Below are 14102 nucleotides of genomic sequence, written 5' to 3' on the forward strand. Positions count from 1 at the left end.
TTTTCAGTCAATGTTTTAAGAAAGTAAAACCGGGCGAATGATTGATGATCTTATCAAGATGTGAATCGTAAACGGTTTTTCTGAAGTGTTTCGCGCCCAACGTTTCGGAGAAACGTATTACTGTATTCCGCTTTTCCAAAGCGTTCTGTGTTTGCCATTTCGGAGAAACGTATTACCGTATTCCACTTGGGGTTTTTCTGCGTCGAATCATCCACCAGCTGGTGGAGCCATTGATAAAATAGTAGTTTACGAATAGACACTAACTATTTCTTCAAATTTTTTCTGATCTAATTTTGTAATAATCACTTTAAGAAGTTCCTGCAGATCATCGTAATCATCCAAAGAAATAATGCTACGATGACTATGTGCATAACGCACAGGAACGCCAAGCACGATTGAGGGGATTCCAATATTTGCAAGATGAATGAATTTTGCATCTGTTCCCCCGCCTTTTCGGACCGTAGGTTGATATTTTACGCCGCTTTCTTCTGCTACTTGCAGAATGAATTTTTTATACCGATTATGAACGATCATAGTTGGGTCCCACAATCGAACATGAGCTCCCCCTCCGATTTTTGTTTGGGGATGTGCACGTAAACCCGGAATATCGTCAGCCGGAGCACCTTCCAGAATAATCGCCAGATCGGGTTTCACAAGTTGCGATATTGTTTTTGCGCCCCTTGCTCCAACTTCTTCCTGCACACTTCCTGCACCAATGAGCTGATTCGGATGCTCATTGTTTGAAAAATGATTTAAAATATCCACCACCGCACAAACGCCGACTCTATCGTCGAATGCTTTGCACATTACTTTGTTCGATTTTTTAAAATTGATGAAATTTACATCCGGGACCACGGAATCGCCAAGTGAAATTCCATATTCGATTACTTCATTTAAAGTAGAAGAACCAATATCTAAAAACATTTCTCCAATTTCAACAACTTGCGGTTTTTGAGATTTATCCTTAAAATGTGGAGGAGTCGAACCGAGCGTTCCCAAATATTCTTGCCCCTCATTTGTGATGATTTTAAGTTGAGAAGAGAGAAGAGTTTGAGGATTCCAACCGCCTACAGGTTGCAATTTTATCAAACCTTCATTGGTTATATCTGCAACTACAAAACCAACTTCATCCATATGGGCTACTACCAATATTTTTGGCAAATCACTCGAACCATTCAAATAGAATGCTACTGATCCTAATTTATCGTATTTAACATCATCGTAATTTTTAACTTCCTTTTTCATGATCTCCCGAACTTGTTCTTCATTGCCGGAAATACCGGAAGCTAAGCATAATTTTGTTAAAAGCTGTTGATCTTTCATATTTTTCTCCCAAAAATTTTAAACCAATAATTGAATAGAAATAAATTTGTGTCAAAAATTGTGGATTTAATAATACAACTTCTGCCCCGGGTAAATAATTACAATCAAATTACTGTTTCTGTATCTTGTTTTTAGATTATTTTTTGAAATGAGATGGGTTAAAGAAACTCCAAGGTGTGAAGAAATATTGGCAATTGTATCACCTTTTTTTACAGAATAATACTTATTTGTTTTAGTTGGAGCAGAAGAATCGGAAAATAATTTTAACTTCTGACCAGGATAAATTACTGAATTGTGCAGACTGTTTATTCGCATTAATTTTGAAACGGAAGTCTTATATCTGCGGGAAATATTATATAAATTTTCTCCTCGCTTCACGATATGTTCAACAAAATATCCACTATTCTTTTGGAGAAATTGTTGCTCTATTCGTGCTAATTTTGTTGGATCTGGGATGGAGCCATTTGGTATCAAAACCGTGTAATTACCCGGATTTAACACCACATCGTTTATCGGTGAGTAGCGATGCTGCTGCCTTTTAAATATTTTTATCCATGGATTCAGTTCCCACACTTTTTTTATCACAGTTCCTTGAGCTTGAGCCCAATCATCAATCTTGTAATAACCCTTGAGAGAGAGACTTACTGTTTTATTATTAGTTAGAAGATTTTTTTTCTTTTCAAATGGTTTAGTAAAAATCTGATTCTCATTTTCGATAATGTATTTTATGGCAATTGTTCGCCAAATATATTCATCTGTTTCGTCTTTTCGTTGGATTAAACTGAAAAAATCTCTTCCTCCCTGTTCCCGAATAGCACGAGTGATATTACCCATGCCGGCATTGAAAGAGCACATGGCAAGAAGCATATCATCAATTCCCATTTTTTGCAAATAATTTTGAGCCCACATAATATAATCGCATGCTGCCTGTGTGGAACTGAACAATCCTTGCCTTTGATCCACAAAATGATTTACAGTCAAACCATAATGCTTTGCCGTCGGTTTGATAAATTGCCAGTAACCGATTGCTCCGGCGTGTGAACCGGCAAATGGACTTAGATAACTTTCGGCAACTGCAAGGTATTTCATATCATCAGGTAAACCATTTTCACGAAGAATGTTTTCAATTATTGGAAAACATTCGGTTGTTCGAGGAATGTATTTATATGCGTATTTGATTTCCGAACCGTACCATTTTTTGAATTTTTCGAGATACCTTTCATTCGTCAAGTCGAAAGTATATCCGGCAAAAATAATGGAATCGGGAAACTGGGAATCCATTTTAATTCGGGTGGAACTGTTCAAAAAGAGAATGGAATCCTGAAGAGCATCCACCAGGGCAAAGAGGGAATCAATCTGCTGTTCCTGACTTGAAATTAGAGAAATGTGATTTGTGATTGTGCTCTCTAAAGAATCGTTATTTGGATTATCTGCATCTAAAGTATCTTGGACGAGTATATTCTCTTCTTTCTTTAGCTCAACTTTTTCCGAAGGTGTAGATTTTTTCGAAGCTGGAATATAACCAAAAAAGGAGTTGTAACCTGAGCAGCCGGTAAGAAAAGCTGTTGATAATAGCAACAGCGCAAAAAGTTTTTTCATTTATTTTTCCTTAATTTGTAAATACATTCAATAATGCGATTTGTAATACGTTTTTCCAAAGCGTGTGGTTTATGCCGTTTCGGAGAAACGTAATACGCTTTTCCAATGCGTTTCATCAAAATCGCTTTTGAGAAATGGTATGGGTGTTAAAAAAAATATAAAAGCCATCTGATCAAAAAGTTGAAAAGATGGCTTAAATTTTTAGATGTAAACGTTATTCAGAAATTGCTTCGACCGGACATTCTGGAATGCAAGCGCCACAATCTACACATAAATCTTCATCTACTACACAGACGTCACCTTTGATCGAGAGTGCTTCGGTAGGGCAAACATCTACGCAAATAGCACATGCGGTGCAAAGATTTTTATCGATTTTTACTGCCATTTTTCCTCCATTGGAATTATTGATTTTAATAAAATACAGTTAGGAAAAGTTGTAATAAACTTGTCAAGAATTGAGATAATTTTTCGCTTCCCCTCATTTTTTTACAAGAATGCTTCTAAAAAAACCGAGTTATTTGAGGGCATTTTGTCTGGATTTATTCGTCAGTCTTTTTGGGCAATGTCTGCGAGGGGGTAAACCCCCACGCTAAATCGAAAAAAGTATTATGAATAATACTCATTACATAGCAGCCATTTTTTTCAGCCTGATTTATCCGGCTTTATTCGATTCAGCGTGGGCATTTATGCCCTCGCAGAAAGGATGAAATATGAATAACCCCTTTGGGTCAGTGAACAATATTCATTTTCAACCTATAAATTTAGAACTTCTACATCACCCATCTCATTTTCATTCTATTTAATTGATCCACTTTTATTTTACCTTTTTGTGAAAATGTGAAATTACAAACCATCTTTCCTCTATAAGCGCCAATTTAGGTATAGGTGTAATTCACGCTGATCTTTTGCTGATTTTGGGGGGATGTGTGTTGAGATAATTTCTATTAAAAAAAATTATGGAAGTCTAAATTGCTTTCAATTAAACTCTTTTTTCATAATAAAAGTATAAAAGTGAAAATTATAATTTGCAAGTAACACAAATTTGAGACATCAAGAACATCGAGATATTTTCAATTATATTGTTGGCAGATTTTAAAGGGATTTGAAAAGCAAGTGTTATTTCCAAAACTTGACATTGAATTACACTCTCTCGTCAAACAAATCTTGACTGACGCCACCATAGCTCAGTGGTAGAGCAACTGATTCGTAATCAGTTGGCCGTGAGTTCGACTCTCACTGGTGGCTCCATCTTTTTTCTTTATCAATAACAAAATAAGGTAGAATGGCATTAGAAGAACAGGCATTACAAATAATTTATGAATTTATATAAAAAAAAATTGCGATCACTTAGCAATAAGTTTTTCGTTACAAGAATTGTTGAAAATTTGTTAACTTTGTTGAGCATTTTTTTTCTGCTGTTTATAACTTACCATTTTATCTCAATTTTTTTTGGGAATGATTATGAATTGCTTTATTCGGGCAGCATAATTTTTAAAATTCTCTGTCTTCTAATTTTTTTCTACCTCATTTATAAAATTATCGGTTCGTACCACGGTTTGCATTTTATTGCAGAGAACTTAGCAGTAAAAAACCCTAAAGAGAATGAAATTTTACTCTCTGCTCTTGAGTTTAATTCTCGAAAAACTGCGGATAATTATTCAAGAGAAATAATTCAGGCGGAAATAAATCAGGCAAACGAAATTTCTAAGAAAGTAACTTTCAAAAACAATTTTTCCTTGCAAAAAATTTATTTCTCTCTAAAATTGTTTGTGGTTTCACTGGTTATGGTAATAATTTTGGCATTGAGTTTCCCTGTTAGTGTGCGTCAAACATTCAGGACTTTGATAAATATTCAGAGTTTTGAACCACACTTTGATTCGTTTATAGAAGTCATTCCGGGGAATAAGGTTGTTTTGAAAGGGAGCAATCTGGAAGTTCGAATAGAAAATTTCTATCCCGAATTAAATTACGAATTAGTTTTTATGAAAAATTTGCGTTCCAAAAAAATTGAACTGAGCAAATCAGCTTACACTTTTTATAATATTGATGATAGTTTGGATTACTTTTTTCGAAATGATTTTGCGGTTTCAGATACTTTTACGATTTCTGTTTTGGAAAAACCGGCAGTAAAAAATCTGACGATTCAATATGATTATCCGGCTTACGCAAAACTACTTCCGAAGATCGAAAAGGACGCATCCGGTAATATATTTACCCTAACAGGAACGAATATAAAATTTTCTATTGAAGTGAATAATCAGCTAACAGACGCCAGAATTATTTTTTCCGATGGGCAAACCGTGCAGATGAGTAAGGTTGAAGCAAAGCAGTATTCTGCAAATTTCAAGATAACAAAAAGTCTTACTTATTATTTTTATCTCGAGGATGTTTTGGGCAATAAGAATAGTTTTATCCGCAGGACAATTTATGCAGAGGACGACCTACCGCCCCAAGTAAAGATAACGTTTCCGGCAGAAGACAGGATTCTTGCCCAAAACCTTACCGAGACGATAAATTATTCTGCTTCAGACGATTTCGGAATTTCAGAGTTGGGAATTGTTTATAAAAAAAATGATGGGGAATTTATCCACAAGAATATTGACGTTGATGCGAATATTACGAATCTTAATGGAAGTTATATTTTTGATTTGAATGAGCATAGACTTTTTCCCGGAGATGTAATTGCCTATTATTTACAAATTTGGGATAATTGTAGCGAACCGGAAAAACAGTCATCTAAATCCCGAATATATCTTTTAAAATTTCCTTCTATCGAAGAATTATATGAGGAAATTGACAAGCAGCAGGAAAGTAAATATGAAAATCTTGCAGAAACTTTGGAAAAGGCTAAAAAAAATAAAAAGAAATTTGAAGACTTGCGAAGGAAATATCTGAAAAACGAAGAACTTGATTGGGAACAAAAGGATGAACTGAAAGAAACTCTCGAAAATCAAAAAGAGATGGCTGAACTCGCAGAAAAAACTGCAGAAGAATACAAAAAGTTTGTGGAGCAGATAGAAAAAAATAAAGCTGTTTCAAAAGAAACTCTGGAAAAACTAAAAAAAATTCAGGAGATAATGAAAGATATTGCCACTCCCGAACTAATGGATGCCATCAAAAAAATGCAAGAGTCTTTGGAGAATGTAGATCAAGAACAGATGAAAAAAGCGATGGAACAATTCAAATCTATGCAAGAGGATTTTTTGAAGAAATTGGATGAAACGCTTAAACTTTTGGAAAAAATAAAATTAGAGCAGAATATGCAAAAAATCCTCCAGCAGGCTGAAGAGATGGAAAAACTGCAAAAAGATTTGAATGAGAATGCGCAAGAGCGGATGGATAATAATTCTGACATGAGTGACCTTAGCGAGAAGCAAAAGGAAATTTCCGAAAAATATGAAAGTTTGAAAGAAGAAATTCAAAAACAGATTGAGGAACTGGAAAAAAACCAGAAAAATAAATCCGCCAACGAGTTGAGAGAAGCATTGGAGCAGGCTGAGAAAAATGAGATGTCCCCACAAATGCAGCAATCTGCCCAACAAATGCAAGCCAACAAAAAACAGAATCTTTCCAAAATGCAACAATCAATTCAGCAATCTATGTCTTCAATGAAGAATTCCATCCAAAAAGCCCAGCAATCTATGCAGGGAATGGCAATGGCTGAATTTCAAAAGCTGATTGACAAAACCATCTTCAATCTTCTCTATTTTTCAGGAATTCAGGAGAAAATATTGGGAAATAACTATAAATCTTTTGAGGTGCTTGATGAAGAAATTGCGATCTATGACGGAATCCAAAATGTGATGAAAGAACTTTTTAAAAATCCGTTGATCATCCTCATTCTTAGCCCTAAATTTTCTCCACACGTAGCAAGCCTGATAAATGATTTTGATTCTATGTTTGATCAACTTAGAAATAGACGCACTTATAATATTCAAAAGGATAAGGAAAGAATTTTCTCCGGAATCAATCTGTTGGTTTATGATCTTCTCCAGTCAAGCGGTGGAGGGCAGCAAGGCGGTGGGGGAGGAATGCAGCAACTTATGCAGCAGTTGCAGAAAATGGGTCAGCAGCAGGGAGGTGTCACCATGCTCGCTCAGGCTCTGATGCAGCAAATGATGGAGCAAATGGGACAAGGGCAAGGTTTGTCTCCTCAACAGAGAAAAATGATGGATAGAATTGCTGGAAATGAACAACGAATCAAAGAAAATCTGGAAAGGGTTTTGCGCGATTTCCCGGAAGCAGAAAAACTGATGGGCAATTTGCAATCTCTTGGGGATGAAATAAATGAAGTGCTAAAAAAATTGAATAAAGGAATTATTGATCAGGATCTAATTGAGAAGCAGCAGCACATTCATTCCCGCCTTCTTGATGCCCAGCGATCAATTCACAAACGCGATTTCAGCAATAAACGGAAAGCAAAAACGCCCGAGTTGTTTGAATATGCAACACCCGATTCACTTAGGATCAACAAAAATTCTAAAGAAGTGAAAGATGTTTTGAAATTTATCAACGAAAATTATCCCGAAGAATTTCACAATCTTATTAAAAAATATCTGGAAAAAATCCAATATGAACAGAAATAAATTTTTTCTGATCCTGCTTTTATTAATATTTGTTTTGGTTAGTCAATTATTTTGCTATTCTGACGAACAGATTATAAATATGAAATTGCAACGAGCAAGTTTTTTTGAGCGTCAGAATCAAACTGAAAAAGCGGAATCATTATATAAAGAATTGGTCATGAATTATCCGCACAATGAAAAAGCTGTTACGCGGCTGATCAGGTTTTATTTTAATACAAGAAATTACAAAAAATTAGATGAATTGCTCCAAAAAGAGAAAGATTATTTGAAAATCAATTACTATTTTCTAACTAAAATTCGATTGTTCTTGGTGCAAAATCAAGAAAGAAAAGCAAATCTCGAAGCCGAAAAATTCATCAATCTCAATCCTAAAAATTATTCTGTTTACGATCAAATTGCCCGTGTTTATGCTATGGAGCATCTGTTTGAGGAAGCCGAAGAATTTTATCTCGAAGCACGAAAAGTCTCGAAAACTCAAACCATTTATGCACGCCAATTAGCAGAAATTTATAAAGCTCAGATGGATTATGAACATGCGATTAAGGAGTATTTCAGCATTTTAGATGTACGTTCCTACGGCTTTGTTAAATATTCTCTAGAAAATCTCAGGGCAGGCAACAAAATGATTATTGAGGAACTGCAAGATAGACAGGGAGAATCTGAAGATAATTTATTTAGAAAACTTCTTGCAGAATTTTATGTGAGAAATCGCGAGTATGACAGGGCTTTTAAAATTTATAAGAATTTGGATGTGAATTCTATGCTCCAATTTGCTTCAATTGCTGTTAAGGGAGAGCAGTTCGATTTGGCTATTTCCGTTTATGAAGAAATCTTGAAAAATGATAAAATTGATGTAGTGATGAAATTCGGATTATATAAAAATATTGCCGATTTGTATTTTTTGACTCATCGGTATTCTGCAGCAGAAGGCTTTTACAAAAGGGTTGTCCATTTGCAAACAAAAGGTATGAAAAATCGCTCAAAGTTAAATTTGTTGATATTTGAAAGCCTTGTGGAACTTATCGAGATTAAATATACAATACAGGATTCGATTGTTGAGGCTCGAAAATATATTCTTCAGGCAAGAAAACTTTCGGTAAGAAGCAAGTATGGCGATCAATTAGACCTTTTGCTCGGGGATTGTTTTTTGCACGAATCGAAATACGATAAGGCAAAAGATATTTTTCAAAATATCGTAGCTAAAATCAAGGGCAAGGATAATGAATTTTCTTATCAGGCAAAATACAAGTTGTATTTAACTGATATTTTAGTAGGAAATTATACAGAATCAGATTCTCTTTTTGAGGAATTTACAGCAGAGAATTCTGCAAATGAATATTTCAATGATTTTGTGAAATTACATAATTTTACCAAAAATAGTAATTTAAAATCTGCAGATGATTCGCTGAAAACTGATATTTTAAATTTTTTGTTTAATCTGGAAACTCCTCAACTGCATAAAACAGAAATGTCGTTTCAGAAACTTTTAGTTTCTGCGAAAAATGAGGATGTAAAATATTTTTGCACTTTCACTATGGCAAATTATTTTTACAACAATCTTTATTATGATAAAGCGTTAAAGATCTATTTGCAATTGGCTCTTGCAAAATCTGTTATGGAATTGCCGGATTCAACCAATGTTAGCGAACCGGATACTTCCCCGGATTATAGCGAGTTTATTAGCAAACGGATAGGAGACTGTTATTATTATTTGGAAAAGTTTGAACTTGCAACAAGCAGTTATGAGAAATATTTAAAAGAGTTTCCTAACGGAGCATTTGCTCCTGAGATCAGGCAGAAACTAGAATAGGGAAAACGGAGAAGGGAGAAGGGAGAAGGGAAATGTGGATTCTTGATTCCGTCAATGACGTGAAAAAAATTGTCCATGAAGCAGCCTGAATTTTCTCGAAAATATGAAAAATGGGTTGAGGAAAAAAGAATAAAGAAAAAAAAGAGCGACATCCGAAAATGCCGCTCATAAACGTAGTTTTAGTTTGGGTGAATATTATTCAACAATTCCCAAAAGGTCGGAACGTTGCACGATAAGGAATTTTTCACCTTCGAGCTCGATCTCAGTTCCACCATATTTGGCATATATTATTTTATCACCTTCTTTTACTAAATCTTGTAGATCTTCATCATTCCCAACTGCAATTATTTCACCAATTTGTGGTTTTTCTTTTGCTGTATCGGGAATAATGATATTTCCTACTTTTTTTTCATCTTTAAGTTCTATGCTTTTGATAAGAACACGATCATCAATAGGTTTAATTTTCATCATTTTCTCCAGAATTATTTTAATTTATTTTTGTATAAATTTAAAACGATGTGCTTTTTCGTCAAGGAAATCTATAATTTTTTTCAAATAAATTAGATGTAGTGCGGTTTTTTGTTTCGGAAGGATATGGGATAATTGCATTACTTGACAACTATTTTGCCTTTTTTGGAATTGAAGAAATTTTTAACACAAATTCTAATATAATATTTCGGAGGAAAAGTGAAACCTATCAGGCATCTAAAAGAAATGGAAAAATACTTAAAAGAAAGAAAAGAGAAAAAAACTCTTGCAGTTGCAATGGGAGAAGATCCCCATACATTAGGAGCTGTTACCAGAGCTTTGAATAAAGATTTATTAAATGTGATTGTAACCGGGCAGCAAGACAAGATCAAGCAAGTTGCTGATGAAAAAGGGCTGGATATATCAAAATTAAAAATAATTGATGTTAAATCTGAAGAGGAAGGAATCAAAAAAGCTGTTCAACTCGTTAAGGAAGGCAAAGCAGATTATCTTATGAAGGGTCTTTGTAATACAGCAAAATATATGCGAGGGATTCTTGATAAGAACAAGGGTTTGATGAAAAAAGGTGAAATTCTTTCTCACGTTACTGTTATGGAAGTTCCTACTTATCACAAACTGCTTCTATTGTCCGATGTAGCCGTGATTCCATATCCGGACCTCTCAAATAAAATAAAAATGCTTGGTTATTGTAAACAAATCGCAAATTCTCTCGGAATAAAAAAACCAAAAGCCGCAATTCTTGCTGCTGTGGAAAAGGTAAATCCCAAAATGCAATCCACCATGGAAGCTGCTATTCTTTCTAAAATGCAGGACAGAAAACAGATCACAGGTATGTTAGTAGATGGACCACTTGCAATGGATTTGGCTGTTTCAAAAGAAAGTGCTGATATTAAAGGGATAAAAAGCGAAGTGGCTGGAGACGCAGACATAATTTTATTCCCGAATATCGAAGCAGGAAACATTGTCTATAAAACACTTGCGTATCTCGGAAATGCAAAATTGGCGGCTATTGTTATGGGTGCGAATGTGCCATGTGTTCTCACTTCTCGTTCCGATAGTGATGACTCCAAATATTACTCGATCATTCTTGGAGCATTGGCATCATGAATAATGAATAATGAATAATGAATAATGTAAAACTGAACAATGTGGCACACGAGTCCTTTTGTTTGAATGACAATGTAAAAACGTAAAATGAAAAATATTAACGATTCCCCAACGGGGATAAATAGAATAGCATCCCGATAATTTTTCGGGATGAAAGCAATTAGCACACAACTATTTTTTAGCATAAAGCGATACATAAAATTGAATAGATGAAAAAAATAATCATAGCATCAGATCATGCAGGATTTGAATTAAAGGGGAGATTGTTGGATTATCTGCATGATAAATATGTAGTTGAGGATGCGGGAACATATACAAAAGAATCATGTGATTATCCTGACGTGGGTTTTCCAGCTGCCGAGAAGGTGGCACAAGGTTTATTCGATGCGGGAATCCTTATTTGCGGATCCGGTATCGGAATGAGTATCGTAGCCAACAAAGTTAAAAATATCCGGGGAGCTCTTTGCACTTCTCCTGAAATTGCAAAACTTTCGCGCCAGCATAATAATTCAAATATTTTAATACTACCCGGAAGATTTATTGATTTTACAAATGCTAAAAAAGTTGTTGATGTTTGGTTGAAAACCGGTTTTGCTGAAGGAAGACATCACAGACGAATAAAAAAAATACAAAAATACGAAGAACAGTAGAAACAGCCAATTTACATATCAGAATAAAATATTTACATTCAAAAATAAACCATCTAATAATCCCTTTGGAGGAATTATGTTAAATTATAATGAAATTAAAAAATCAGATCCGGAAGTTTTCGGTTTTATGATGGACGAAGTTAATCGTCAAAATCAAAATCTGGAATTAATTGCTTCGGAAAACATCGTATCTGATGCGGTTATGGAAGCAGCAGGTTCGGTACTAACAAACAAATATGCAGAAGGATATCCATATCGTCGTAGTCGCAAAGATGGAAAAGTAAAATACAGACTTTACGGGCGATATTACGGTGGATGCGAATATGTTGATAAAATCGAAGAATTAGCCATCGAACGCGCAAAGGAGATTTTTGGGGCAGAACACGCAAACGTTCAACCTCATTCCGGCTCACAGGCAAATATGGCAGCATATTTTGCGGTTGCAAAACCTGGAGATACGATCTTGAGTTTGAAACTCGAACACGGTGGACACCTCACTCACGGGCATCCGCTCAGTTTTTCGGGACAACTCTTTAATATTGTTGCTTATGGCGTTAACAAAGAAACAGAGCAATTCGATTACGATTCCATTTTTGAAAAAGCAAAAGAATGCAAACCGAGAATAATTCTTACTGGAGCAAGCGCTTATCCGAGAGAAATTAACTTTGCGAAATTCCGTGAGATTGCAGATGAAGTTGGTGCGATTTTAATAGTTGACATGGCTCACATAGCCGGACTTTGCGCTACCGGTTTGCACCCAAATCCGGTTAAGTATGCCGATATTGTTACATCAACCACCCACAAAACCTTACGAGGTCCTCGCGGTGGGCTCATCTTATGTAAGGAAAAATATGCAAAAGATGTAGATAAATTTGTGTTTCCTTGGGGGCAAGGAGGACCGCTGGAACACGTGATAGCAGCAAAAGCGATTGCCTTTAAAGAAGTAATGGGGGATGACTTCAAACGATATCAGGAGCAAGTTATCGTTAATGCACAAGTCCTAGCTGATTCTCTTATGAGAAAAGGTTTCAGATTGGTTTCTGCCGGAACAGACAATCATCTCATGCTCATAGATCTGGGCACAAAAGAATCCGGTAATCCATCCGGCAAAAAGATGGAAGGTGCTCTCGATAAAGCGGGAATCACTGCAAACAAAAACACTGTTCCGTTCGATACAAGACCCCCATTTGTAGCTTCCGGTATTAGACTTGGAACACCAGCCGTTACAACTCGAGGGATGAAAGAAGAAGAGATGATCAAAATTGCTGAATTTATTTATCGCGTTAAACAAAATGTTAATAACGATGAAGAGTTGATAAAAATTAAGCAGGAAGTGAAAAACATGTGTGCATCATTTCCCATTTTTGCTAATTTAAGAAACGAGAAATTATAATGGATACATTCCGACACGGTGAAACAATTGATGAACTGAAAACCAATGCAAAAGACGCTCGTAAAACAATGTTTCTTAACGAAATTTATCTTAATTACAGAAGATGGAAAGAAGCAAACCTCGCAATAGAAAGCAATAGCGAAGACGATTTAAAAGAAAAAATCAGATTGTATGCAGATTATCGTCGTCATATATTTCAAAAAAAATACCGTCACAAAAACTCCTTCTTGGGTGATAGAAAGTTGTATGAAACAGCTCTTTCAGAATTCGTATATTATGTTTATAAAGATATGCCGATTACACGGTCAAAAAATGTATTGCTGACCCGTGCCTTTATTGCTAACCAACTTACCGGATTTATTCATAACATTGATGATCTGAAAAATGAAAAAGTGCTCAACTTTCGTGAACAAAAAATGCGGTGTGTGATTGGTAGATCATTGAAAATGCAGTACCGTATGGATGGCCGAAAAGCTTATTTTACTCAAGATTTGGTTTTTCCATTAGTTATAACAGAAACCGCAATGATTCTCGACGATTGGCTTTTTAATAGCATTCACAGAAGTGTTCGACGAATAAAAAAAATGTTTCCAGATTGTTTAGCTCTTATCGTAGCGGAAGTGGTTCATGACGATTTTAGTTCGAATATTCAGGATTCAGCCTTAGATGGATTATATATTATTCAGCAACAAACTATGTCTATGAAACGGAAAAATATTTCATTTGATGTGATTGATGGGATTGTGAATCATATTAGTAAATATTTTGCAAAGGATGAGAATGAGTTGAAAAGAAAAATCGAAAGCGGAATTATTTTGAAATAAAATCAGCCACGAATTCACTAATGATATTTTTTTTAAAATATTCGTGAATTAGTGGCTTACAAAGAAAATGTGAAAAGTGAAATGTGAACAGTGAAAACCAGAAAACAGAAAGAAAAAATTGCTTTTGAACCGAAGTCATCCCTCTCTTTGAAGAGAGGGACCGAGGGTGAGTTAGAAAAGCAGAAAATGAATAATGAAATAAAATCAGCCACGAATTCACTAATGATATTTTTTTTAAAATATTCGTGAATTAGTGGCTTACAAAGAAAATGTGAAAAGTGAAATGTGAACAGTGAAAACCAGAAAACAGAAAGAAAAAAT

10 protein-coding genes and 1 tRNA gene are annotated in these 14102 nt (G+C 35.1%); 7 read left to right on the plus strand and 4 right to left on the minus strand.

The genetic code is table 11. The features are described 5' to 3' along the window. Positions 1 to 246 precede the first annotated feature (246 nt). From U9P79_01310 to U9P79_01320, 3 genes are all read right to left on the minus strand, one after another. Positions 247 to 1323 (minus strand): M42 family metallopeptidase, encoded by a 1077-nt coding sequence (locus tag U9P79_01310; GenBank protein MEA2103267.1) that lies wholly within the window; start codon positions 1321 to 1323, stop codon positions 247 to 249. Between the two features lie 66 nt (positions 1324 to 1389). Next, positions 1390 to 2922 carry a LysM peptidoglycan-binding domain-containing protein gene (locus U9P79_01315; protein MEA2103268.1) on the minus strand — a complete coding sequence of 511 codons (1533 nt, stop codon included), beginning with the start codon at positions 2920 to 2922 and terminating at the stop codon, positions 1390 to 1392. Positions 2923 to 3136: 214 nt separating this feature from the next. Further along, positions 3137 to 3307: a 4Fe-4S binding protein gene (locus U9P79_01320; protein MEA2103269.1), complete on the minus strand. Its 171-nt coding sequence runs from the start codon at positions 3305 to 3307 to the stop codon at positions 3137 to 3139. Between the two features lie 788 nt (positions 3308 to 4095). On the opposite strand from U9P79_01320, the gene U9P79_01325 reads away from it, so the two are divergent. From U9P79_01325 to U9P79_01335, 3 genes are all read left to right on the plus strand, one after another. After that, positions 4096 to 4170 (plus strand) — tRNA-Thr (locus tag U9P79_01325). Between the two features lie 68 nt (positions 4171 to 4238). Then, complete coding sequence (locus U9P79_01330) at positions 4239 to 7508, plus strand: DUF4175 family protein (protein ID MEA2103270.1); 3270 nt, start codon at positions 4239 to 4241, stop codon at positions 7506 to 7508. Beyond that, positions 7495 to 9318, plus strand: a complete 1824-nt coding sequence (locus U9P79_01335; protein MEA2103271.1) for a hypothetical protein — start codon at positions 7495 to 7497, stop codon at positions 9316 to 9318. The genes U9P79_01330 and U9P79_01335 overlap by 14 nt, the downstream gene beginning before the upstream one ends. 195 nt (positions 9319 to 9513) lie before the next feature. Here the strand turns inward: U9P79_01335 and U9P79_01340 are convergent, their stop codons facing one another. Then, the gene (locus U9P79_01340) at positions 9514 to 9786 is read right to left on the minus strand and encodes a co-chaperone GroES (protein MEA2103272.1); all 273 of its coding nucleotides are present in this window, start codon (positions 9784 to 9786) and stop codon (positions 9514 to 9516) included. A 219-nt stretch (positions 9787 to 10005) separates the two neighbouring features. Here U9P79_01340 and U9P79_01345 point away from each other — a divergent pair, with 219 nt between their 5' ends. From U9P79_01345 to U9P79_01360, 4 genes are all read left to right on the plus strand, one after another. Continuing rightward, a complete protein-coding gene (locus tag U9P79_01345; protein ID MEA2103273.1) occupies positions 10006 to 10914 on the plus strand; it encodes a bifunctional enoyl-CoA hydratase/phosphate acetyltransferase in 909 nt (302 codons plus the stop codon). Positions 10915 to 11123: 209 nt separating this feature from the next. Then, the gene (gene rpiB / locus U9P79_01350; protein MEA2103274.1) at positions 11124 to 11564 is read left to right on the plus strand and encodes a ribose 5-phosphate isomerase B; all 441 of its coding nucleotides are present in this window, start codon (positions 11124 to 11126) and stop codon (positions 11562 to 11564) included. 76 nt (positions 11565 to 11640) lie between these two features. Continuing rightward, positions 11641 to 12957, plus strand: a complete 1317-nt coding sequence (glyA, locus tag U9P79_01355) for a serine hydroxymethyltransferase (protein MEA2103275.1) — start codon at positions 11641 to 11643, stop codon at positions 12955 to 12957. Next, on the plus strand, positions 12957 to 13781 hold the full coding sequence (locus U9P79_01360) for a Bpu10I family restriction endonuclease (protein MEA2103276.1): 825 nt from the start codon (positions 12957 to 12959) through the stop codon (positions 13779 to 13781). Before glyA ends, U9P79_01360 begins: the two co-directional genes overlap by 1 nt. Positions 13782 to 14102: the final 321 nt, after the last annotated feature.

The sequence above is a fragment of the Candidatus Cloacimonadota bacterium genome (assembly GCA_034661015.1).
Classification (GTDB): Bacteria; Cloacimonadota; Cloacimonadia; order JGIOTU-2; family JGIOTU-2; genus JAYEKN01.

Excerpts from the sequence above, each read along its gene's own strand:
- U9P79_01310 (MEA2103267.1), bottom strand. The coding sequence starts at position 1,323 with ATGAAAGATCAACAGCTTTTAACAAAATTATGCTTAGCTTCCGGTATT.
- U9P79_01315 (MEA2103268.1), bottom strand. The coding sequence starts at position 2,922 with ATGAAAAAACTTTTTGCGCTGTTGCTATTATCAACAGCTTTTCTTACC.
- U9P79_01320 (MEA2103269.1), bottom strand. The coding sequence starts at position 3,307 with ATGGCAGTAAAAATCGATAAAAATCTTTGCACCGCATGTGCTATTTGC.
- U9P79_01330 (MEA2103270.1), top strand. The coding sequence starts at position 4,239 with ATGAATTTATATAAAAAAAAATTGCGATCACTTAGCAATAAGTTTTTC.
- U9P79_01335 (MEA2103271.1), top strand. The coding sequence starts at position 7,495 with ATGAACAGAAATAAATTTTTTCTGATCCTGCTTTTATTAATATTTGTT.
- U9P79_01340 (MEA2103272.1), bottom strand. The coding sequence starts at position 9,786 with ATGAAAATTAAACCTATTGATGATCGTGTTCTTATCAAAAGCATAGAA.
- rpiB (MEA2103274.1), top strand. The coding sequence starts at position 11,124 with ATGAAAAAAATAATCATAGCATCAGATCATGCAGGATTTGAATTAAAG.
- glyA (MEA2103275.1), top strand. The coding sequence starts at position 11,641 with ATGTTAAATTATAATGAAATTAAAAAATCAGATCCGGAAGTTTTCGGT.
- U9P79_01360 (MEA2103276.1), top strand. The coding sequence starts at position 12,957 with ATGGATACATTCCGACACGGTGAAACAATTGATGAACTGAAAACCAAT.